This window comes from Dermacoccus sp. CCH2-D9 (assembly GCF_001556795.1).
Classification (GTDB): domain Bacteria; phylum Actinomycetota; class Actinomycetes; order Actinomycetales; family Dermatophilaceae; genus Dermacoccus; species Dermacoccus nishinomiyaensis.
Map to the genome: position 1 here is coordinate 1 of NZ_LSJT01000130.1, position 21,235 is coordinate 21,235.

Sequence of the window (21,235 nt, forward strand, 5' to 3'; positions counted from 1 at the left end):
GTTCGTGTCATGCCGTGGCACTCGTCCCGTGGTGACGCTCGGCCGAGGCATCGCATGCGGGTGGTCGTCATGCGCACGTTCCCATGGGATGCGCGTGTGCAGGCTGTACCGCGGGGTGGATGAACGCCGCGATTGATCTCGTAGGGTGTGCCGGCCATGCCCAGCCCGGGTTCAGGCCTGCGCACGGTCCTGCGACGTCGCGACGTTGACCATCCAGTTCGCGCCGAAGCTGTCGGTCAGCATTCCGAACTCGTCCCCCCACATCTGGACGGCGAGCGACAGCGTCACGTCGGCGCCTTCAGAGAGCGCCGCGAACCATCCGCGCAGGTCGTCGGCGTCGTCGCCGGAGAGCGAGATCGTGATGCTGCCACCTGGCGTGTGCTCCATCTGCTCCGGCGTGTCCGAGGCCATGAGCGTGAAACCGGACGGCGTCTTCAGCATGCCGTGCAAGACCTTGTCCGCCCCGGCGCCCTCGACTCCCATGTCACCGAACGTCGAGATCGTCAGTTCGCGCCGAAGACCCGGGCGTAGAACTCGAGTGCGTCCTTCGCGGTGTCGCGGAACTGGATGTAGGGGTTCATGCGCGAGGTCATACGGAGCTCCTGAGATCAACGCGGCGGGGCGCCACGCCCGTGCGACGGCCCCCGGGGCAGCACCCACGGCCGTCGAGTTCGCGTCTCAGCCGACGGAGCTCATCTGCCAGTGCCAGGCGCTGCCCGTCGGATGCGCCGGACGAGCCGTCAGCCATTGTCGCGGGGTTCACCACGTCGTGGACGAGCGTCGCGATGACCGCGGCAGCCCACGCGCCGTCGAACTGCGCCGTGCGCGCCGCCAGCCGTTCCGACTCCTCGTCCTCCCCCGCGGCCATGCGAACGAACCGGGCGAACGCGCAGGCTGCATGGTCGGGCGGCGCGCCCGGGGGCAGCGCCCGCAACGTGCGGACGACCCGCCCGAGTTCATCCTCGAGCGGGTCGCCGGCGCCAGGAAGAATCGCCGTCATCGTCAGTCGCGGAAGCGGGCGATGAGACGCAGCATCTCGACGTAGAGCCACACCACGCTCACCATCAGGCCGTACGCCATGAGCCACGACGTCTGGCGCGGAACGCCCGCATTGACGCCCTGCTGGATCGAGTCGAAGTCGATCGCGAGCGAGTACGAGGCAAGTGCCACCGCGAACAGGGAGATGCCGATGCCGAGGGCGCCACTGCCGCCGATGCCGAAGCCGCTCTGCAGCCCCGTCAGGACGAGAACGAAGTTGACGAGGGCGAACAGCAGGTACCCGATGAGCATGCCCGCGAAGATGCGACGGGAGCGAGCCGTCACGCGGATGACGCCGGTCTTGTACCCCAGCAACATCCCGCCGAAGACACACAGCGTCGCGAGGATCGCCTGCCCGACCACCCCGGGGTAGGCCGAGTTGAAGAACGCGCTGGCGGCGCCGAGGAACAACCCCTCGAACACCGTGTAGGCGAGGATCAGCGGAACCGAGATCGTCTTGCGGAACGCGATGACGAGCGACAGCACGAAGGCGACGATGCCACCGCCGGCCCACAGGCCGAGGGCCGTCGAACTCGTCTGCGAGTCGATCGCCCGATCCGCGAAGACGAACGTGCCCGCCGCCACGACGAGCAGCAGCCCGAAGAGGTTGAGTGACTTCGTCACGACGTCATCGAGCGTCATCCGCTCCGGCTGCACCTGTGGCGCACCGAACGTCGGGTTGTACATGGGCCCGGACGCCGGCTGCTGCGGGAAGCCGTACCCCTGCTGCTGCCCACCCGCCTGAAAGCCTGCGGCCTGACCTGAACGCATGTCACGCTCGAACTTGCTGAACACCGGATTACCGGCCATGGGGCCCCTCCTCAAGGACGTGACGTGGTGCCCTCGACGGGATTCGAACCCGCACTGAAGCGATTTTAAGTCGCCTGCCTCTGCCGTTGGGCTACGAGGGCACCTCATCCTAACGACAGGGTCATGACGCCCTTGCGGACGACATGACTTCGTTCACCCACGACAACGCCCCGGCAGAACACGGTGTTCCCCGGGGCGCCTCCGCGTCATGCGCTCCGACTCAAAGCATGCTCATCGCGATGCCGTCGAGAATGTCCGACTCGCTCGTCACGCACATGGTGACGCCCGCGCGCTCGCGCACGCGTTCGACAATCGTGCGCCAGATCAGCGCACCCGCGCCGATGACGTCGACACGACCCGGATGCATGAACCCCATCGCGCCGCGCTCGGCGCGCGTCGCACCCAGGACGGCGTCGCACGAGCCGATCACCTGCTCGCTCGTGAGGCACGCACCGTGGATGCGCGACGAGTCGTACGCAGACAGCCCCAGCGCGTGCGCCGTCACCGTCGTGATCGAACCGGCGAGGCCGACGAGCGTCGCGACCTGTGACAGGTCGACGGCGGCCTCCGCCTCGTCGAGGGCGGCATCGATATCGACGAGGGCAGCGTCGATCTCGGCCTGCGTCGGCGGATCGCTGCGCAGGTGACGCTCACTCAGGCGCACGGAGCCGATGTCGAGGGAGATCGACTGCTCGACATCCTGCGAGCCGCGCACCAGCTCCGTCGACCCGCCGCCGAGATCGACGACGAGATACGGCGCGCGCGCCTCGGCACCGAGGCCTGCCGTCGCGCCGGCGAAACTGAGCGCCGCCTCCTCCAGCCCGGAGACGACCTCGGGGACGACGTCGTCCCCGAACGCGGCGAACGCGCGTCGCACGCCGTCGGTGAATTCATCCGCGTTGGCGGCGTCGCGGGAGGCCGAGGTCGCGACGAAGCGGACGGCGTCGACGTCGTACTCCCGACACAGCTGGGCGTACTCGCGCGTGACGAGCAGGGTGCGCTGCATCGCGGCGTCGGCGATGCGGCCCGAGACGTCGATGCCCTGGCCGAGGCGCACGATCTCGCTGCGCCGCGCCAGGTAGGTGAGCCCCGACCCGCCGTCGGCCGCCACGAGCAACCTGATCGAGTTGGTCCCGCAGTCGATCGCCGCGACCCGACGCTCACTCATCGTCATCGTCTCCTTCGTCTCCCGCACCGCAACAACCGTTCTTCCACCACGCATCGCCGAGCAACGCCAGCGCTTCGTCACCGAGCGGGTTGATGCCGGGGCCCACCGACAGCGAGTGCGCGACCAGCACGTGCAGGCACTTGACGCGCGTCGGCATGCCGCCGGCGGAGATTCCGTCGATCTCCGGCACGTCGCCGAGCTCGCCGCGGCGCCTCAGATAATCCTCGTGGGCGGCGCGATAGGCGGCCGCAAGGTCGGCGTCGGCTTCGAGACGCTCGCTCATCTCCTTCATGACACCCTGCGACTCGAGCGTCGAGATGGCGCCCGTCAGGCGGGGGCACGTCGCGTAGAACGACGTCGGGAACGGAGTGCCGTCCGGCAGGCGCGGCAGCGTGCGCACCACCGTCGGACACCCGCACGCACAACGCGCCGACACCTCGACCGCACCGCGCGGCACCCGTCCGAGCTGCTTCTCGATCGCCGCAACGTCCTGCGGGCTGACGCCCGAGTGTTCGTTCATGTCCGTCGTGCTCACTTCTCGCCCTCCGCCGGGGCCGAGATCGAACCCCAGATCTGCCCGTACCACGGGTGCGATGACAGACCCGTGGCATCTGTCACGCCGTTGCGCGGCGTCGTCGCGTGCGTCGTGCCGGCATCGTCCACGTACACCGTGATCGATTTGCCCGGCATCGCGTACCCGAGCCGCTCCTGCGCCTGCTGCTTCACGTACGCCGGGTCGTCCCAGCGTTTGCGCTCGGCGGTCAGCGCGTCGACGCGCTGCTGACCGGCGACCTTCTCCCGCTTCAATTCCGCGATCTCGCTGCGCTGCTGCAGATAGCTGCGCAGCGTGGGCGTGAGGACGACGAGCATGACGGCGAGCAGAGCGCTCATCGTGATGAAACGGCGAACCGTGCCCGGGTCGGCTCGACGACGCGCCACCGGCGCCTCGTCGAGCTGCTGACGCAGCGTCGGACGTGTCGAGCCACGCGGACTCGAGCCGCGTGGGCGGGAACGATCGCGGCCGGCGGGACGCGAGCCGGTGCGGGCGCGCGAACCTCCCGCCCCGGTGTCATCACCGGAGCGGGAGGTGCGGAAACTGCGATTCGCCAAGACGCCGCTCAGTTGTTCGAGAAGCGCGGGAAGGCCTTGCGACCGGCGTAGACCGCCGCGTCGTCGAGGTCCTCCTCGATGCGCAGCAGCTGGTTGTACTTCGCCACGCGCTCCGAGCGCGCCGGGGCACCCGTCTTGATCTGGCCGCAGTTCGTCGCCACGGCGAGGTCGGCGATCGTCGTGTCCTCCGTCTCACCGGAACGGTGCGACATCATGCAGCGGTAACCGTTCGTCTGGGCGAGGGTGACGGCGTCGAGCGTCTCCGTCAGCGAACCGATCTGGTTGACCTTGACGAGCAGCGCGTTGCCGGCCGCGTTGTCGATGCCCTTCTGCAGACGCTCGGGGTTGGTGACAAACAGGTCGTCACCGACGAGCTGCACGGCGTCACCAAGCTTGTCGGTGATGTGCGCCCAGCCGTCCCAGTCGTCCTCGTTGAGCGGGTCCTCGATGGAGACGAGCGGGTACGCCTCGACGAGTTCGGCGTAGTAGTTCGTCATCCACTCCGCGTCGCGCTTCTGGCCCTCGAACGTGTACGTGCCGCCGTCGTAGAACTCGGACGCCGCGACGTCGAGCGCCAGCGCGATCTGCTCGCCCGGCTTGTACCTGGCCTTCTCGACGGCTTCGAGGATGAGGTCGAGCGCCGCACGGTTCGACTCGAGGTTCGGGGCGAAGCCACCCTCGTCGCCGAGGCCCGTCGCGAGACCCTTGTCCTTGAGGACGGCCTTGAGCGCGTGGTAAACCTCCGTGCCCATGCGCAGGGCCTCCTTGAAGCTCTCCGCACCGATCGGCGCGATCATGAACTCCTGGATGTCGACGTTCGTGTCCGCGTGCGAACCACCGTTGAGGATGTTCATCATCGGCACCGGCAGCACGTGCGCGTTGGGGCCACCAACGTAGCGGTACAACGGCAGACCCGCAGACTTCGCGGCCGCCTTGGCCACGGCCAGCGAGACGCCGAGGATGGCGTTCGCGCCGAGCTTGCCCTTGTTGTCCGTGCCGTCGAGCTCGATCATCTCGGCGTCGATGAGGCGCTGCTCATCCGCGTCGAAACCGACGAGGTGCGGCGCGATCTGCTCGATGACGGCGTCGACGGCGTCCTCGACACCCTTGCCGCCGTAGCGCTTCTTGTCGCCGTCACGACGCTCGACCGCCTCGAAGGCGCCCGTCGAGGCACCCGACGGGACAGCCGCGCTCTCGTTGGTGCCGTCGTCGAGGAGCACGACGGCCTCGACCGTGGGGTTGCCGCGCGAGTCAAGGATCTCGCGAGCGCCGATGCCTTCAATGGTTGCCACAGAACTCTCCGATACACGTGGTTGATTCGGGCAGCGGGTCTGATCACCCGCGTCAGTGTCGAGCCTAACGAACCGCTGAGGTACTGCCGGGTAGGAACGTGGGGTCTGTCGAGAACGGGACGCGCGTCACCCGCCGCCTCGCGGCAGGTCGGCGTCCGGCGGGGCGGGGTGGGGCTCGGCGTGCTCAGCGTGGTCGATGCCCCCGAGGTGATCACCGAGGGGCGCGGCGTGCAGGCGCGACAGCGTGGCGGAGAGCGCGACGCTCGGGTCGACTCCGAGGCCACGGGCCTGCACGACGAGGTCGAGCAGCGCCGCCCCGATGGAATCCTCGGCGGCGAGGGCCTCGACGCGTTCGGCCTGCCCCGCCTTCGTCAACCGCCCGACGACCTTGACGGCCCGCTCGAGCGGCGGCAGCCCGGCCGGGATGCCTGCCAGCGGATCGTTCGCGTCACGCTCCGGCTTCTCGGCCGCCTTGATCCTCGCCCATTCGGCCTCGACCTCCTCGGGGTTCGAGGCGGCACCGTCGGCGAAGACGTGCGGGTGACGCCTGACCAGCTTCTCGACGAGCGTCGCCGCGACGTCGTCGACGTCGAAGCCGTCCTCCTCGCGCTCCGCGGCCACGCGGGCGTGGAAGAGCACCTGGAGCAGCACGTCGCCGAGCTCCTCCCGCAGGTGCTCGCCGCTCGCCTCGGCGATGGCCTCGGTGACCTCGAACGCCTCCTCGACGAGGTACGGAGCGAGGCTCGCGTGCGTCTGCTGGGCATCCCACGGGCAGCCGCCGGGCGAGCGCAACGTGTCCATGACGGCGACGGCGTCGAGCAGGCGCGAACCGGGGGCGTCCCACGACCCGACGACGACCTCGACGGGTGGCGGGTCGTCGAGACGCGTCAGCTCGCCGGCGAGCGCGTCGGTGAGGCCGGGATCGGCGTCCGCCGAACCTAGCCAGACGACGTGACGCCCGGCGACCCCCGCCGCGACGAGGGCATGTGCCGTGGCGGCCGGGGGCTCGTCACGGATCTCGACGTCGAAGCCCTCGTCGCGCGTGACCTCGACGAGCGGTTCGTCACCCGCGCGGCCCAGGACGGCGTCAGCGCTTTCGAGCCGCCGCCAGGCGTCGCGCGTCATCAGCCCGGCGGGCACCCGCGGGCTGACGACGAGCAGGGCGATGCTGCCGCTCATCGTCGCGCTCCGCCCGCGCGCGCCATCTCCTGCGCCGCCGCGGCGGCGGCGATGTCGTCGAGCAGCACGGCCTGGACGAGCTGCGCTGCCCACTGCAGGATCGCCTGGTCGCGAAGCGGCTTGCCGGCGACGGGCTTCGTCATCGGCATGGGCACGAGCAACCGCTCCTGGTTGGTCTTGACGAGCGTGCCCGGGAAGAGGCGCTCGAGGCGCATCTGCTGCGACTCGCGCAACTCGGTGACCGGGCCGAAACGGACGTACTTGCCCTGCACCCCGATGTCGCTGATGCCCGCTTGCCGCGCGATGGTGCGCAGCCGGGCCACGTCGAACAGGTTGAGCACAGGTGCGGGCGGCTCGCCGTAGCGGTCCTTCAGCTCGGCGATGATCTCGTCGAGGGCCGCTTCGTTCTCCACACTCGCGAGCTTCTTGTACGCCTCGAGGCGCAGCCGCTCCCCCGGCACGTACTCGTGCGGCAGGTGGGCGTCGACGGGCAGCTCGATCTTGATCTCGACCGGCATCGACGAGGTGTCGTCGCCGCGGTAGTCGGCGACGGCCTCACCGACCATGCGGACGTACAGGTCGAACCCAACCCCCGCGATGTGGCCGGACTGCTCGCCGCCGAGCAGGTTGCCGGCACCGCGGATCTCCAGATCCTTCATCGCGATCTGCATGCCTGCGCCGAGGTCGGTGTTGCTCGCGATCGTCTGCAACCGGTCGTGCGCCGTCTCGGTCAGCGGCTTCTCGGCCGGGAACATGAAGTAGGCGTACGCGCGCTCGCGACCGCGCCCCACGCGTCCGCGCAGCTGGTGCAGCTGGCTGAGGCCGAGCTGGTCGGCGCGCTCGACGATGAGGGTGTTCGCGTTGGCGATGTCGAGACCCGTCTCGACGATCGTCGTCGAGACGAGCACGTCGAACTTGCGCTCCCAGAAGTCGACGACCACCTCCTCCAGGCGCGCCTCCCCCATCTTGCCGTGCGCCGTCGCGACCCGCGCCTCGGGCACGAGTTCGCGGATTCGCGCAGCCTGCTTCTCGATGCTGCCGACCTTGTTGTGGACGTAGAACACCTGACCTTCACGCATCAGCTCGCGTCGGATGGCCGCCGTCAGCTGCTTCTCGTCGTACGCCCCGACGAACGTCAGGACGGGGTGACGCTCCTCCGGCGGCGTCGCGAGCGTCGACATCTCGCGGATACCGGTGACAGCCATCTCGAGCGTGCGCGGGATCGGCGTCGCCGACATCGCAAGCACGTCGACGGCCGTGCGCATCTGCTTGAGCTGCTCCTTGTGCTCGACGCCGAAGCGCTGCTCCTCGTCGACGATGACGAGCCCGAGATCCTTGAACTCGATCTCCTTGCTCAGCAACCGGTGCGTTCCGATGACGAGGTCGATCGAGCCGTCCTTGAGCCCCGCGAGAACCTCGCGCGCCTCCTTGTCGCTCTGAAAACGCGACAGCGACGCGAGCTTGACGGGGAAGCCCGCGTAACGCTCGGCGAACGTCTGATAGTGCTGCTTGACGAGCAGCGTCGTCGGCACGAGGACCGCGACCTGCTTGGAATCCTGCACCGCCTTGAACGCCGCGCGCACCGCGATCTCGGTCTTGCCGTAGCCCACGTCACCACAGACGAGACGGTCCATGGGCACCGTCTTCTCCATGTCGGCCTTGACCTCTTCGATGCTCGAGAGCTGATCGGGCGTCTCGACGTACGCGAAGGCGTCCTCCAACTCGCGCTGCCACGGCGTGTCGGGCGCGAACGCGTGACCCGGCGTCGCCTGTCGAGCCGAGTACAGGCGGATGAGCTCGCCGGCGATCTGCTTGACGTGACGGCGGGCTTTCGACTTGGTCGCCGCCCAGTCCGAGCCGCCCATCTTCGACAGCGTCGGCATCTCGCCGCCGACGTAGCGCGTCACCTGGTCGAGCTGGTCGGTGGGCACGAACAGCCGGTCGCCGGGCTGACCGCGCTTGCTCGCCGCGTACTCGAGGACGAGATATTCGCGCGTCGCGCCGCCGACGGTACGCTGCATCATCTCGACGAACCGGCCGACACCGTGCTGTTCGTGGACGACGTGATCGCCCGGCTTGAGCTGCAGCGGGTCGACGACGTTGCGGCGGCGCGACGGCATGCGTCGCATGTCCTTCGTGCTCGCCGTTCCCGCCGAGCCGGTGAGGTCGGCCTCGGTGAGGACGACGAGCCCCGCAGCGGGCATCTCGAAGCCGCGGCCGAGCGAACCCGTCGCGACCTCGACACCGGGGGCGACCTGCGTCATCGGGCGTGCGGCGAGGTCGTGCTCGGCGAACACCTGGGTGACGCGCTTGGCGAAGCCCGGGCCGTCCGTCACGACGGCGACGCTGCGCCCGGCCGCGACGTGAGCCGCGACCTCGGCGGACGCGCGCTCGGTGTCGCCGCGGTAGTTCGGCACGTCCTGCGACTCGATCGTGACGCGGGTACCCGGCAGGTCGTCCTCGAGGAACTCGTGCAACTCGTCGTCGGCCGCGAACGAGCTGAACGACCACCAGGGGTGAGCGGTCGCGAGCGCATGCTCACGCAGTTCGAGAAGGCTGCGGTACGACGCGCCGTCGAGCACGCCTCGTAGGTCGACGGGGACGGCGTTGCCGGCGGCCGCATTGGTCCAGCTCGCCTCGAGGAACTCCTGCGACGTCGAGACGAGGTCGTGCGCGCGGGTGCGGACGCGCTCGGGGTCGACGAGAACGACGCGCGCAGCATCCGGCAGCACGTCGATGAGCGTCTCCATGCCGGCCGGCAGCAGCGCCGGCATGAGCGACTCCATGCCCTCGACGGCGATGCCCTCGCTGACCTTCGTCAACATGTCGGCGACGCCCAGCAGGCTCGGCGCGAGCTCAGCCGCGCGCTCACGGACCTCGGGGGTGAGCAGCAGTTCGCGGCACGGCGGGGCCCACAGCCCGTGCGGGTTGACCTCGAGCGAACGCTGGTCGGCCACCTTGAACCAGCGGATCTCCTCGACGGTGTCGCCCCAGAACTCCAGGCGCACCGGGTGATCCTCGGTGGGCGGGAACACGTCGAGGATGCCACCGCGCACGGCGAACTCGCCGCGGCGCTCGACCATGTCGACGCGCGTGTAGGCCGCGGCGACGAGGGCTTCCACGATGTCCTCGAGCGGGCGCTCGTCACCGGCGGCGAGGCTCACGGGTTCGAGGTCGCCGAGGCCCTTCGCCATGGGCTGCATGAGGGCGCGCACCGACGCGACGACGACGCGGACGGGCCCGTACGTCCCGCCCGCTTCCGGGTGCCTGAGGCGGCGCAGCACGGCGAGACGCCGCCCGACCGTGTCGGAACGCGGCGACATGCGCTCGTGCGGCAGCGTCTCCCACGACGGGAACTCGGCGACGTCGTCGTAGTCGACGAAGTTGCGCAGGGCCGTCGCCATGTCGTCGGCCTCGCGCCCCGTCGCGGTGACGACGAGCATCGGCCCCGCCGCGTCGCCGCCAGTCTGCAGCAGAGCCGCCACGAGAGGAGCGCGCAGACCGGCCGCGGCCGCGATGTCGACGAGCGACTCGTCCGCGGCCAGCGCGAGCAGCCGCTTGACGGATTCGTCGGCGCACACGCGCGTCAGCAGGGGCGCGAGCGGCAGGTGGGCGGCCTCGGGCATGCGGGCTCCTTCGTCGAATCGGTGACGACGCACGCAGGCGCCGTGCGCGCCCGGAAGGGGCGACGGCTTCGTCGGCGGGCGACGCGTGAAGTCTAGAACGGGGCGGCGACAACCCCGGAATTCCAGGCATTCACCCCCTCATCACCCTGCGGGGCACGAACGATGGAGGGATACGCCGGGGGCAGTCACGGCCGTCCGAACAATTCCACCTCACGCGCCGTCGACGAGCCGTCGAGACGCACGCGCGTCCATCCGTCGGGCGTCGGTTCGAGGACGACGCGCGGCGCGTCATCCCGCCCGGCTCGCTGGTCGCTGGGGCCGCGCTCCTCGATGACCCGGGCGTGCAGGAACGACGACCAGCGCGTTCGCACGATGACGTCGCGTGAGGGTGCGACCCGCAGGATGAGGTGGGAGGAGGTCTTGTCCGTGATCGTGGCGCCGTCGGTGACGAGCGGCTTGGCGTCCGGCACCTCGAACACGCGCCACTGGTCGTTCGACCACACCTCGTGCCAGCCCGGGGGCGTCGCGGCGACGGTGCGCCACTGCCCCGTCTTCTTCACCGGATGGCGGTTGAGAGCGACGTAGCGCACCGCCGAATCCTGCAGCCACCCGGTGAGTTCCGCGTCGGAGATGTGCGCCTCGCGGTCGACGAACGCGTCGGAGAGGCTGCGGTCGGCCTGCGTCTCGTACCCGCGCGCCAACCAGAAATCCTCAGCCATGACGAACGCCGAGGTGTGCGTGCCGTCGGCGACGACCTCGATGCGGCTGTTCTCGATGCCGGGCAACGCCTGGAGCGCGTCCGACAGGGGCCGGTACACCGTCACCGACGACGCCGATGCGCGGGCGTCCGCGAGATCGTGGGCGGTGAAGTACCCCGACCAGACCAGGGCCGGCAGCACGGCGCACGCCGTCATCCGGTTGCTGCGGCGGGCCGTCGCGGCGACGGCGACGGGCAGCACCGCGAAGACGAGGCGCGCGAGGTTGGAGCCGAGCGCGTTGGGGACGGCGGAGAACACGAGCACCGCGACGGCGGCGATGGCGATGGCGAGGACGACCGGTTTCGCAGGCTTGGCGAGCAGGAACAAGCCGAGAAGGACGAGGGAGGTGAGCGCTCTGCCCCAGCCATACCCCTCTGGCCCACTGCTACCCCACACGAGCGACGAGACGCCCATGAAGGCGATGCCGACCAGGATGGGAACGAGCGAGATCCGACGGACGAGCAGCCCCGCCCCGAATCCGACGAGCACGAACGCCACCGCCACGGGTGAGGCGAGGCCGCTGAGGATGACGAGCAGCGACGCCGTCCAGCGACGGTCGCGGATGGCGGCGTCAAGCGCCCCGAGGGCGATGACGGCACCGACGAGGAACGTCGTGCGGCCGGCGCCGAGCGTCATCACGGCGCTCAGCGTCGCGACCCACACGGCCACGATCGGGCGCCGCACCTGCGTGACGGTGAGTGCCACAGCCCATGGGATAGCCGTGGCCGCGAGCGCGACGACGGCGTGGGCACCGAGGGCGGCCGACAGCCAGGGCACGAGGACGGAGTATCCGCCCGGAGGGTGGGCGCCGCTGTACCAGCTGAACCAGTAGCCGAGGCCCACGCCGTCCCGCGCCGCCTGAGCGCGCGCGAGCGCCGCCCACATGTCGCCCACACCGGGCGCGACGACGACGAAGAGCACGCCGGCGAGCGCGACCACCGCGGTCGCGAGCCAGGTGTGCAGCGCCAGCCGGCGGCTCACGCCCTCAGCGGGCATGCACGAGGTTCTGTGCGTCGTCGAGACCGCGGTGGACGAGCAGTTCGACCGCCTCCGCGCCCGAGGGGATGAGGAAGTCGAGTTCGCGTCGCTCGGTCGCGGAGAAGTCCTTGAGTACGAAGTCGCTCACCTCCATGCGTCCGGGCGGGCGCCCGATGCCGAGGCGGACGCGCAGGTAGTCCTTCGTGCCGATGCTCTTGCTGATCGAGCGCAGCCCGTTGTGGCCGCCCTCGCCGCCACCGAACTTCAGGCGCACCGCGCCGAAGTCGATGTCGAGTTCGTCGTGGATGACGACGAGGCGCTCGGCGGGGATCTTGAAGAACTTCATGAGCGCGCTGACGGGCCCGCCCGATTCGTTCATGTACGTGCTCGGCACGGCGAGGACGACCTTCGGGCCGGGCAGCCCGCCCGGCAGCGTCCCCAACCGAATCTCTGCTGCCGCGGCGCGCGCCTTGTGCGCGCGCAGGGCGACGCCGGCGTCAGCGGCCATGCGGTCGACGACCATCGCACCCACGTTGTGCCGGTTGCCGGCGTACCGGGGCCCGGGGTTGCCGAGCCCGACCACCAGCCAGGGTTGCCTGCGCGCCTCATCCACGAGGCCCAAGTATGCCGGATCGCGCATGGGCGCACGCTGGGCACGTCGACGAAACGCGCGCCCTCATCCGCGATCGAGCCGACGACCGCGCCGCGACGGAACGCGAACGACGGGCTGCCGCTCACCAGGATCGGTGAGCGATGGCCCGTCGTCGTGGAGATCCGATGCCCGCGTGGAGGCGGGCGGCGGATCACTCGGAGTCTTCGGAGCCCGCGGCGTCGCCCTCGGCGGGAGCCTCGGCAGCGTCGTCGCCCTCGGTCTCCTGGTCGGACTCCTCGTGCTCGATGCCGGCCTCGGCCTCGGCCTCGGCGAGCTCGGCATCGAGGGCCTCGGCGGAGATCTGCTCGGTGACGTTGATGACGAGCATCTCCTCGTCGGAGACGAGCTCGACACCGGACGGCAGCGTGATGTCCTTGGCGAGGATCTGCGTGCCGGCCTCGGCGCCCTCGACGGAGACGGTGAACACCTCGGGGATGTCCGTGGCGGGCGTGAGGACCGTCAGCATGCCGTTCTCGGTCGTGACGACGGTCTCGGCAGCGGCCTCACCCTCGGCGTGGACCGGAACGTCGACCTCGACCTTCTCGCCCTTCTTGACGATGACGAGGTCGACGTGCTCGATGAAGCGACGGATGACCTCGCGCTGGACGTCGCGGGCGAGCGCGAGCTCCTCCTTGCCGTCGAAACGGATCGTGAGCAGCGCGTTCGGGTTCTTGACGGCCATCATCGTGTCGTGGCCGGGCAGTTCGAGGTGAACCGGCGTCTCGCCGTGCCCGTAGAGGACGGCGGGGATCATGTCGTTGCGGCGGATGCGGCGCGCGGCGCCCTTGCCGAACTCGGTGCGAAGCTGAGCTTCGAGAACGATCTGGTCAGCAGCCATGGTGGTGCCCTTCGGTGCGTCAGGACCGACGACGCGTGCCGCCGGAATGGTCGGTGGCCTCGTCGGGACGCGACGCGCGGACACGATGCGGGCGCGTCGACGCAGGTCGGCGCGGGCGGCCTGGGGCCGCGGGATCTCGCAGACGAGCGCCACCGCGTCGATCACGGACCCTCGGGGCTCGCTGCGCGCGCCCGTCTCGTCCCTCGCCGAGGCAACCGGAACAGTCTAGCGGGGCGGCGCGCTAACACGAAACGGCGTGAACGCGTAGCGCCGCGCACCCCGGGTGGGATGCGCGGCGCCGCGTTCGTCAGGGTGAGATCACTCCATCTCGTCGAACATGCTCGTCACGGAGCCGTCCTCGAAGACCTCGCGGATCGCCTGCGACAGCAGCGGTGCGATCGACAGCACCGTCAGCTTGTCGAACTTCTTCTCGTCCGTGATCGGCAGCGTGTCGGTGACGATGACCTCACGCGCCACCGAGTTCGCGAGCCGCTCGAGCGCCGGGTCGGAGAAGATCGCATGCGTCGAGGCGATGACGACGGACTCCGCGCCCGCGTTCATCAACGCGTCGGCGGCGTGGCAGATCGTGCCGCCGGAGTCGATCATGTCGTCGACGAGCAGGCACGTGCGGCCCTCGACGGAGCCGACGACGCGGTTCGCGACCGACTGGTTGGGGCGCGTGACGTCACGCGTCTTGTGGATGAACGCCAGCGGCGCGCCGTTGAGGCGTTTGCTCCACGCCTCGGCGACCTTGATGCGGCCCGCGTCCGGCGAGACGACGGCAAGGTTCTCGTCGCCGTACTTCTTGGCGACGTAGTCGGTGATGACGGGCAGCGCCTGCAGGTGGTCGACGGGGCCGTCGAAGAAGCCCTGGATCTGGTCGGTGTGCAGGTCGACGGCCATGAGGCGGTTCGCGCCGGCCGTCTTGAACATGTCCGCGACCAGGCGCGCCGAGATCGGCTCGCGACCGCGCGACTTCTTGTCCTGACGGGCGTAGCCGTAGAACGGCGCGACGACGGTGATGCGCTTCGCGGAGGCGCGCTTGAGCGCGTCGACCATGATGAGCTGCTCCATGATCCACTGGTTCACGGGAGCGGTGTGGCTCTGGATGACGAACGCGTCGCAGCCGCGCACGGACTCGTCGTAACGCACGTACGTCTCGGAGTTCGCGAAGTCGTACGCCTGCATCGGCACGAGCTGCGTGCCGAGGCCCTCGGCGACCGCCTTCGCGAGCTCGGTGTTGGCCCGCCCGGAGAAGACCATGAGGTTCTTCTCGGTGGTGCGCTTCATGGACAGGCTCACTTCGTGATCCCTTCGTCTGCGGAGGATTCCTCGTCAACACTAGTGGACGCCGCTTCACCGGCGGCGGCCCGAGGCGAGGCGTGCGCGACGTCACGCGCGGCGTCCGCCGTCTTCGTCCCGGCACGGCGGCGCTCGACCCAGCCGTCGATGTTGCGCTGACGGCCGCGTGCGACGGCCATCTGGCCGGCCTCGACGTCACCGTCGACGGCGCTGCCGGCGGCGACGTAGGCGCCCGGAGCGATCGTGACAGGCGCGATGAGCACCGAGTCGGATCCGACGAAACTGTGCGCGCCGACGTGCGTCGTGTGCTTGTTGACACCGTCGTAGTTGGCGAAGATCGTGCCCGCGCCGATGTTGGCGCCCTCACCGATGACGGCGTCGCCGCAGTACGTGAGGTGCGGCACCTTGGCGCCGTCACCGATCTGCGCGTTCTTCGTCTCGACGAACCCGCCGATCTTGCCCTTCGCGCCGAGTTCGGTGCCCGGGCGCAGGTAGCTGAACGGGCCGACGCTCGCGCCGGCGCCGATCGTCGCGAGGTTGGCCTGCGTGCGCACGACGGACGCGTCGTCGGCCACCTCCGTGTCGACGAGCGTCGTGTCGGGGCCGATCTCGCAGCGCGCACCGATCGTCGTCGCGCCGCGCAGCTGGGTGTTCGGCTGGACGACCGTGTCGCGGCCGATGGAGACGTCGACGTCGACGAACGTCGTCGCCGGGTCGATGACGATGGCGCCGTCACGCATGGCCTGCGCGACGACGCGACGGTTCAGCTCGCGGCCCATCGCGGCGAGCTGCACCTTGTCGTTGACACCCTCGGTCTGCCACAGGTCGGTGATCGTGTGCGCCTCGACGCGCCCACCGGCCGCGCGGGCCAGGGCGAGGACGTCGGTGAGGTACTTCTCGCCCTGGGCGTTGTCCGTCGTCACCTTCGCGAGGCTCTCACGCAGCACGATCGCGTCGAAGGCGTAGATGCCCGAGTTGATCTCACGGATGTCGAGCGCGTGCGCGAGCTTCGCGTCCCCGGCCTCGCGGGCGGCGAGAGCGTCCTTGTGCTCGATGATGCCGGCGACGGAACCGGATTCGTCGCGCAGGATGCGGCCGTAGCCGGTCGGGTTCTCGACCTCCGCGGTCAGCACGGTGACGGCGTTGCCGCCCGCCTCGTGCGCGCTCGTCAGGTCAACGAGGGTCTGCGTCGCGAGCAGCGGCACGTCGCCGTAGGTGACGAGGACGGTGCCGCTCAGGTCGCCCGGCAGTGCGGCGAGAGCGCACTCGGCGGCGCGGCCGGTGCCTTTGATCTCGTCCTGGTCGGCGATCGTCGCGCCCGGCTCGAACTGCTCGATGTTCGCGGCGACGACGTCGCGCTGGTGACGCACGACGACCGCAAGGTGCTGCGGCTGCGTGCCGCGTGCCGCGTCGATGGCGTGGCCGAGCAGGCTGCGGCCACCGATCGTGTGCAACACCTTCGGGATGTCGGACTTCATGCGGGTGCCCTCGCCTGCGGCGAGGACGATGACGGCTGCGGGACGGGGTGCGCTCACGCGAGTGACTCCCTGCGGATCGACGATCGGTGGTCTGGCCCGCCCCGGCGGCCCACCCGGTGCGGGCGACGGGGCATATAAGGGTGACTCTACCGCCCACCACCGCCAGAGGCGCTGCGTGCATTCGTCGCGCACACCTGCACGCCTTCATGCTGGGTGCATGTCAGAGGCGATCGGCGAGACCACCGTGCGGCACCAACACGTCGGGTGGTTGGAGCTGTTCTGCGACCTTGTCTTCGTCGTCGCCATCGAGCGCCTCACCCACCTGCTGCACGGCGACCCGGGTCGCGGGCGCATCGCCGCGACGATCGAGCTCACGATGCTCGTGTGGTTCGCGTGGTTCAACGTGACGGCGCTGACGAACGTGCACGGCGGCATCGGCCCACGCGGACGCCCGCTCATGTTCACCTCGATGGCCGGCGTCGGCGTGCTCGCACTCGGCGTCGAACCCCTCATCGACGGCCATCCGTGGCTGTTCGCCGTCGGCTACGTCATCGCGCGCACGGCCGTGTGGCCGCTGTGGTGGAGCGGACGACGCGGCGTCGGCGCCATGCGTCCGCTGCTGTGGGGCCCGGGCGTCAGCACGCTGTGGCTGCTCACCCCGCTCGTGCCCGAGCACCTGCTCGGCTGGGCGCTCGCCGCCCGCCCTCCTCGAGATGAGCCTGTCGCTGCGGCGCCCGGACGGCAAGGAGTCGGACGCGCCGCGCCTCAGCGGCCCGCACTTGGTCGAACGCACCGGCCTGTTCGTCATGATCGTGCTCGGCGAGAGCGTCGCCCCGGATCGCTGACGTGCCTGTGCCTCGGGATGATTCTCGTGCACGTCGGCACGCAGTCGTTGACCCGTCAGGCGTTCGCGACGAACCTCGGGCTGAAACCGCGACGCCGCCCGCAGACGGCCGCTGAGCGTGCCCAGATGCGTCGCGAACAGGCTGCAGCCCGCGAAAAGCGGGCACGCGACGCAACGGGGGCGCCGCACGATCCGCAGGGCACCTGGCACGCGATCCTCGGCGGGTTGACGCAACTCGCGACGTATCTCGTCCCCGTCGTCGTCATCTGGTGGCTCGGCGGTCACTGGGCGCCGTGGATCGTCATCACGTTGCTGTTCCTCTACATCTCCGCGGCGATCTGGGTGCAGGGGTACGGCGAGCGCCGCATCACGGCCCATGTCGAGACCATGCGCGCCGGCGAGGTTGCCGGTGGTACCGGCACCGTCGGTGAGGACGTCGCGGGCGCAGCCGGCGCGAGCACTGCTGACGACGTGACGAACGGCCTCGCCGAATGAGCCGCATGAGCACCGCCGCCAGTGCGCCCGACGGCGGCGCCTCCCCTGGCGGCCGGCCCGCTCCAGGGCGTGGTCGACGGCTGATGCGCCGGGTGGCGCGCGTCGTCGTCAAACTGTTTCTCGTCGTGACGATCGCATCGTTGACGTTGAACACCCTCGTGCGGCCGCCGCAGACGCTGCAGGCGCCCGACGGGCGCGACGTCGTCGTCGACGGCGCGGGCGTGCACTACCGCGTGTGGGGTTCGCACGGCACACCGATCGTGCTCGTCCACGGTTTCGCCGAGTCGACGGTCGCGTGGTCGCTCACGGCGCCGGAGCTCGCGAAGAACCACGTCGTCTACGCCATCGACCTGCCCGGGGCGGGCTACTCCCAGTACACGGGCCACTACTCGATCGAGGATCAGGCGCGCGCCGTCACGGGTCTGATCGAGGCGTTGCACATCGAGCGGCCGGTGCTTGTCGGGCACTCGCTGGGCGCGGCCGTCGTCGGCCGCGCGGCGCTCGATGCCCCGGGCGCCATCGGCGGCGTCATCTTCGCCGACGGGGACGCCATGGCCTTAGAGGGACGATCGGCCGACCCGGGTGCGTGGACGGGCATCGTCTCGCGCCTGCCGTACGTCACGACGCTCTACCGACTCGGCACGCAGACGAACGTGCTCGCGCGCCCGATCTTCGACGACCAGTGCGGTTCGACGTGTCGCGGCCTGCAGGGCCCCGACGCCGACCGACTGATCGACGCGTGGATGCGGCCGCTGCGCTCACGCGACGCGGAGGGCGCCATGCGCGTCATGGCCGCACACGCCATGACGCACGTGAGCCCCGAACAGGTGCGCGCCATCCGCGTGCCGCGCGGCATCGTCTGGGGTGCCGAGGACGCGACGTCCGGCGGTTCGCTCCAGGTCGCGCAACAGAACTTCGCGGGCGCGCCGACGGTGACGATTCCGCGAGCCGGCCACCTGTCGATGGTCGCCGACCCGGCAGGTTTCGCGGCCGCGATCCAAACACTGCTGACGCGGCTGCGAACGCCCTGACGTCAGGCGTTCGCCTGCTCTGCGGCCTGCGCGGTCTCGTCGACGAACTCCCAGGCAGTACGGGCTTGGTTGACGTCGCCGGCCTCGGTGAAGCGGCGTGCTGCCTGCAGTGCGACGGCCGTCGCCTGCGTCATGTCGCCCTGTTCGCCGTAGGCGTGGGCAGCGGCGAGGTACAGGCGCCCCTGCGTGCTCGGCGGCAGGTCGGCATCCTCGAGGGCGGCGCGGATGTCGTCGAGCGCCTCATCCACGTGCCCCTGCGCCCGCGCGAACCGTGCACGCACGATGGCGAGGGTCGCCAACTCGTCCGCGCTCTCGAGCAGGTCGAGGCGGCTCTTCGCTTCGCGTAACAGTTCCGCCACCCCGTCCTCGCAGCCGGCCTGGAGTCGCTCTTCCGCCGCAACGCGCGGGAAACGAGCCCAGTTGCGGAAGTCGGCGGTGGGCGACAGGAGTTGGTTCGCTCGATCGTGCGCAGCCTTGCCGGCCTCGACGTCACCGCTGTGCCACGCCACGTTGCCGAGCACCCACTCGGCCAGGCCGCGAGTCGGACTGTCCTCCAGTGCAGCGGACGACTCCTCGAGCTCACGCGCATACACCGCCGAATCGACGTGACCCGCGGAGATCGCCGCGATCAGTGCTTGAACCGTCACGGTCAATGGCAGATGAGCCGACTGACACAGCCGCACGGCGTCGGCTGCCTTTGATGCAGCAAGGGCGACATCGCCATTGACGCGCGCGGCCTTCGACAACAACACTCCGGCGCGGGCCTCGAGCAGCGCCGAGCCGACAGAACGAGCCGCTTCGAGGTGTCGTGATGCCTCTGTTACTGCGTCCTGGTAGTGACCCAGGTCGATGTGGATCTCGACGAGCAGCGCACCGATGAGGAGGTCGAGGTCAGAACGATTGCCTACCGTGAGGTGGGAACGTGCCTCCATGGCCTGCTCCTGCGCCAGGGCGAACACACCCTGCCGCCAAGAGAGGACGGCTTCGGAGTAGAGCGCGACTGCCCCTGCGTCTCCTGCCCGCCGGCGTCCCGCGCCCGACAGGTCAGAGGCGTCGCCCAGCGAACCCGGCGCCACGCCCAGGGCCGTCTCGAAGTACCGAAGCATCTCCGGAGTGGGGGTGCGACGACCGGATTCGAGGTGGGAGACGTAGCTGACGCTGCACCTGTTGCCCGCCAGTTCTGTCTGCGACAGCCCCGCTTCTTTGCGCGCCGCTTTGAGCCGCTCACCAAAACTCATCGGTAACCACTTCCAGCCCCCAGGACGAGGCATACTTGACCTACAACTTGACCCATCAACGGCCGAATTGTTGAACTCTCTACATTACGCATCCTATCCAGGAGTGACCATGGCCATCTTCAAGAAGCTTTCCGCATCCGCTGCGCTCGTGGCTGCCGCCGCGGCCCCGACGGTGGCCATCGTCGCCGCCAACTCGGCCGACGCAGCTCAGGCGAGCTCCGCTCACCACGTCGTCGTGAAGACCGGCGAGCACCGCATGTCGGACACCTGGCCGCTCTGACCACGAGCCAATCATCCAATCGCCGTGCCCCGTAGCCCCCGACGCTGCGGGGCACGCGTCGTTCGTCAGCCACTCGCTGTCCATGAAGGCGTTACTCGGCGCCGCCAGGGTCCATCCCTGCCCGCTACACCCTGAGCGCCATCGCCACAGGCGGACCACCATTGTCGTCAGCTCGCGATGCACGAGCACCGTGACCCACGTGAGAGGGCCCTCATGACCCCGACTGAATCGACGACGGAGCGTCACGTCCTGGCGTCACTTCCGAATGGTCCGGCACATCGCGAGGCGCTCGAGGCCGCCGGCACAGCAGGCCGCAGTCGACGATGCGCTTGCGGCGCTGATCGAACGCGGCGTCGTAGCGCGTCAGCATCTGCAGACCCTGCCACCTCGCGTTCTGTACTGTGCGGTCTGACCAGCCTCCGGTAGGCCGCTGACCGCGACCTCCGTTCGCACGACGACGCGGGCCGTCGGCGCCCTCGAGGTGGATCGCGCGACCACCGTAGGCGTCGGTGCTCTCACCGAGGATGGAGACGTCGGCCTTGTAGAGCCCCGATGTCGGGACGAGGGTGGCGCGCAGGCCGTAGTCGTCGATGACGTCGGAGTCGCGCGTCGTAGGAGTCCGCGAGTGGCATGTACTGGTTGACGGGGGCCGGTTCGCTGAGGTGGACGAGCGCGACGTCGCCGTTGGACGAGTTCTGCATGTCGTCGACGGCGATCGGCGTGCCGCGGTTCGAGGTGGAGTTGGAGAAGTAGACGTTCATCGACGTGTCACCGCCGGTGCCAGGTGCGTCGGCCTGATGGCCTACCGCTTTTTTGTACATGACTGTATGGGCGACATGCATTTGTCGCATCGCGAAAACATGGATCACCTGACGGGTTCGGCGCAGAAGTGGGTCGTTGCCGCACTGAGCTGCGGTTCTCGCGGCCGACGTCGCGCGGAGGGAAGCGCCATCGTCACGCATTCGTCCTGAGAAGTTCCCCAGGAAGATGTTCCCTGCTCTCGCCGCTGCCGGCGTGGGTGCCCTGACCCTGGCCGCGGCCGCGCCGTCGATGGCGGCCGACTCGCCTGCGACGCCCAGCACGACCGGGGACCACGCCAAGTCGACGATCGTCGGCAG

The 21,235-nt window shown here is 69.7% G+C and carries 18 protein-coding genes and 1 tRNA gene; 3 read left to right on the top strand and 16 right to left on the bottom strand.

Annotated elements, in window-relative coordinates:
* Nucleotides 1-171: 171 nt before the first annotated feature.
* From AX669_RS10885 to glmU, 14 genes are all read right to left on the bottom strand, one after another.
* Nucleotides 172-483: a VOC family protein gene (locus AX669_RS10885; RefSeq protein ID WP_337905401.1), complete on the bottom strand. Its 312-nt coding sequence runs from the start codon at nucleotides 481-483 to the stop codon at nucleotides 172-174.
* Nucleotides 484-1,002: 519 nt separating this feature from the next.
* A complete protein-coding gene (locus AX669_RS10895; protein WP_006946798.1) occupies nucleotides 1,003-1,848 on the bottom strand; it encodes a Bax inhibitor-1/YccA family protein in 846 nt (281 codons plus the stop codon).
* Nucleotides 1,849-1,873: 25 nt separating this feature from the next.
* Nucleotides 1,874-1,949, bottom strand: a tRNA-Leu gene (locus AX669_RS10900).
* A 119-nt stretch (nucleotides 1,950-2,068) separates the two neighbouring features.
* Nucleotides 2,069-3,016 carry an exopolyphosphatase gene (locus AX669_RS10905; protein WP_006946770.1) on the bottom strand — a complete coding sequence of 316 codons (948 nt, stop codon included), beginning with the start codon at nucleotides 3,014-3,016 and terminating at the stop codon, nucleotides 2,069-2,071.
* A complete protein-coding gene (locus AX669_RS10910; RefSeq protein ID WP_040015017.1) occupies nucleotides 3,009-3,536 on the bottom strand; it encodes a DUF501 domain-containing protein in 528 nt (175 codons plus the stop codon). Before AX669_RS10910 ends, AX669_RS10905 begins: the two co-directional genes overlap by 8 nt.
* Nucleotides 3,537-3,547: 11 nt before the next feature.
* On the bottom strand, nucleotides 3,548-4,126 hold the full coding sequence (locus tag AX669_RS10915; RefSeq protein ID WP_062258405.1) for a septum formation initiator family protein: 579 nt from the start codon (nucleotides 4,124-4,126) through the stop codon (nucleotides 3,548-3,550).
* Between the two features lie 8 nt (nucleotides 4,127-4,134).
* The gene (gene eno / locus AX669_RS10920; protein WP_062258406.1) at nucleotides 4,135-5,418 is read right to left on the bottom strand and encodes a phosphopyruvate hydratase; all 1,284 of its coding nucleotides are present in this window, start codon (nucleotides 5,416-5,418) and stop codon (nucleotides 4,135-4,137) included.
* 126 nt (nucleotides 5,419-5,544) lie between these two features.
* Nucleotides 5,545-6,597: a MazG family protein gene (locus tag AX669_RS10925; RefSeq protein WP_062258408.1), complete on the bottom strand. Its 1,053-nt coding sequence runs from the start codon at nucleotides 6,595-6,597 to the stop codon at nucleotides 5,545-5,547.
* Entirely contained in the window at nucleotides 6,594-10,223 is a 3,630-nt protein-coding gene (mfd, locus tag AX669_RS10930; RefSeq protein ID WP_062258409.1) for a transcription-repair coupling factor, read from the bottom strand. The genes AX669_RS10925 and mfd overlap by 4 nt, the downstream gene beginning before the upstream one ends.
* Nucleotides 10,224-10,408: 185 nt before the next feature.
* Nucleotides 10,409-11,962: a hypothetical protein gene (locus tag AX669_RS10935; protein ID WP_156444993.1), complete on the bottom strand. Its 1,554-nt coding sequence runs from the start codon at nucleotides 11,960-11,962 to the stop codon at nucleotides 10,409-10,411.
* 4 nt (nucleotides 11,963-11,966) lie between these two features.
* Nucleotides 11,967-12,599, bottom strand: coding sequence for an aminoacyl-tRNA hydrolase (gene pth / locus AX669_RS10940; protein ID WP_062258413.1), 633 nt, complete (start codon nucleotides 12,597-12,599; stop codon nucleotides 11,967-11,969).
* 163 nt (nucleotides 12,600-12,762) lie between these two features.
* The gene (locus tag AX669_RS10945) at nucleotides 12,763-13,449 is read right to left on the bottom strand and encodes a 50S ribosomal protein L25/general stress protein Ctc (RefSeq protein WP_062258423.1); all 687 of its coding nucleotides are present in this window, start codon (nucleotides 13,447-13,449) and stop codon (nucleotides 12,763-12,765) included.
* Between the two features lie 318 nt (nucleotides 13,450-13,767).
* The gene (locus tag AX669_RS10950; RefSeq protein WP_062258414.1) at nucleotides 13,768-14,739 is read right to left on the bottom strand and encodes a ribose-phosphate diphosphokinase; all 972 of its coding nucleotides are present in this window, start codon (nucleotides 14,737-14,739) and stop codon (nucleotides 13,768-13,770) included.
* A gap of 8 nt (nucleotides 14,740-14,747) precedes the next feature.
* Complete coding sequence (gene glmU / locus AX669_RS10955) at nucleotides 14,748-16,286, bottom strand: bifunctional UDP-N-acetylglucosamine diphosphorylase/glucosamine-1-phosphate N-acetyltransferase GlmU (RefSeq protein ID WP_062258416.1); 1,539 nt, start codon at nucleotides 16,284-16,286, stop codon at nucleotides 14,748-14,750.
* Between the two features lie 160 nt (nucleotides 16,287-16,446).
* Between glmU and AX669_RS10960 the strand changes: the two genes are divergently transcribed.
* Together AX669_RS10960 and AX669_RS10965 are read left to right on the top strand one after the other, a co-directional pair.
* On the top strand, nucleotides 16,447-17,568 hold the full coding sequence (locus tag AX669_RS10960) for a low temperature requirement protein A (protein WP_062258417.1): 1,122 nt from the start codon (nucleotides 16,447-16,449) through the stop codon (nucleotides 17,566-17,568).
* A gap of 5 nt (nucleotides 17,569-17,573) precedes the next feature.
* On the top strand, nucleotides 17,574-18,599 hold the full coding sequence (locus tag AX669_RS10965; RefSeq protein WP_170957288.1) for an alpha/beta fold hydrolase: 1,026 nt from the start codon (nucleotides 17,574-17,576) through the stop codon (nucleotides 18,597-18,599).
* A 2-nt stretch (nucleotides 18,600-18,601) separates the two neighbouring features.
* On the opposite strand, the gene AX669_RS10970 is transcribed toward AX669_RS10965, so the two are convergent.
* A complete protein-coding gene (locus AX669_RS10970; RefSeq protein WP_074046494.1) occupies nucleotides 18,602-19,837 on the bottom strand; it encodes a helix-turn-helix domain-containing protein in 1,236 nt (411 codons plus the stop codon).
* A 109-nt stretch (nucleotides 19,838-19,946) separates the two neighbouring features.
* Between AX669_RS10970 and AX669_RS13445 the strand changes: the two genes are divergently transcribed.
* Nucleotides 19,947-20,117 carry a hypothetical protein gene (locus tag AX669_RS13445; protein WP_156444994.1) on the top strand — a complete coding sequence of 57 codons (171 nt, stop codon included), beginning with the start codon at nucleotides 19,947-19,949 and terminating at the stop codon, nucleotides 20,115-20,117.
* A gap of 515 nt (nucleotides 20,118-20,632) precedes the next feature.
* On the opposite strand, the gene AX669_RS13450 is transcribed toward AX669_RS13445, so the two are convergent.
* On the bottom strand, nucleotides 20,633-20,968 hold the full coding sequence (locus AX669_RS13450) for a hypothetical protein (RefSeq protein ID WP_156444995.1): 336 nt from the start codon (nucleotides 20,966-20,968) through the stop codon (nucleotides 20,633-20,635).
* Nucleotides 20,969-21,235 lie beyond the last annotated feature (267 nt).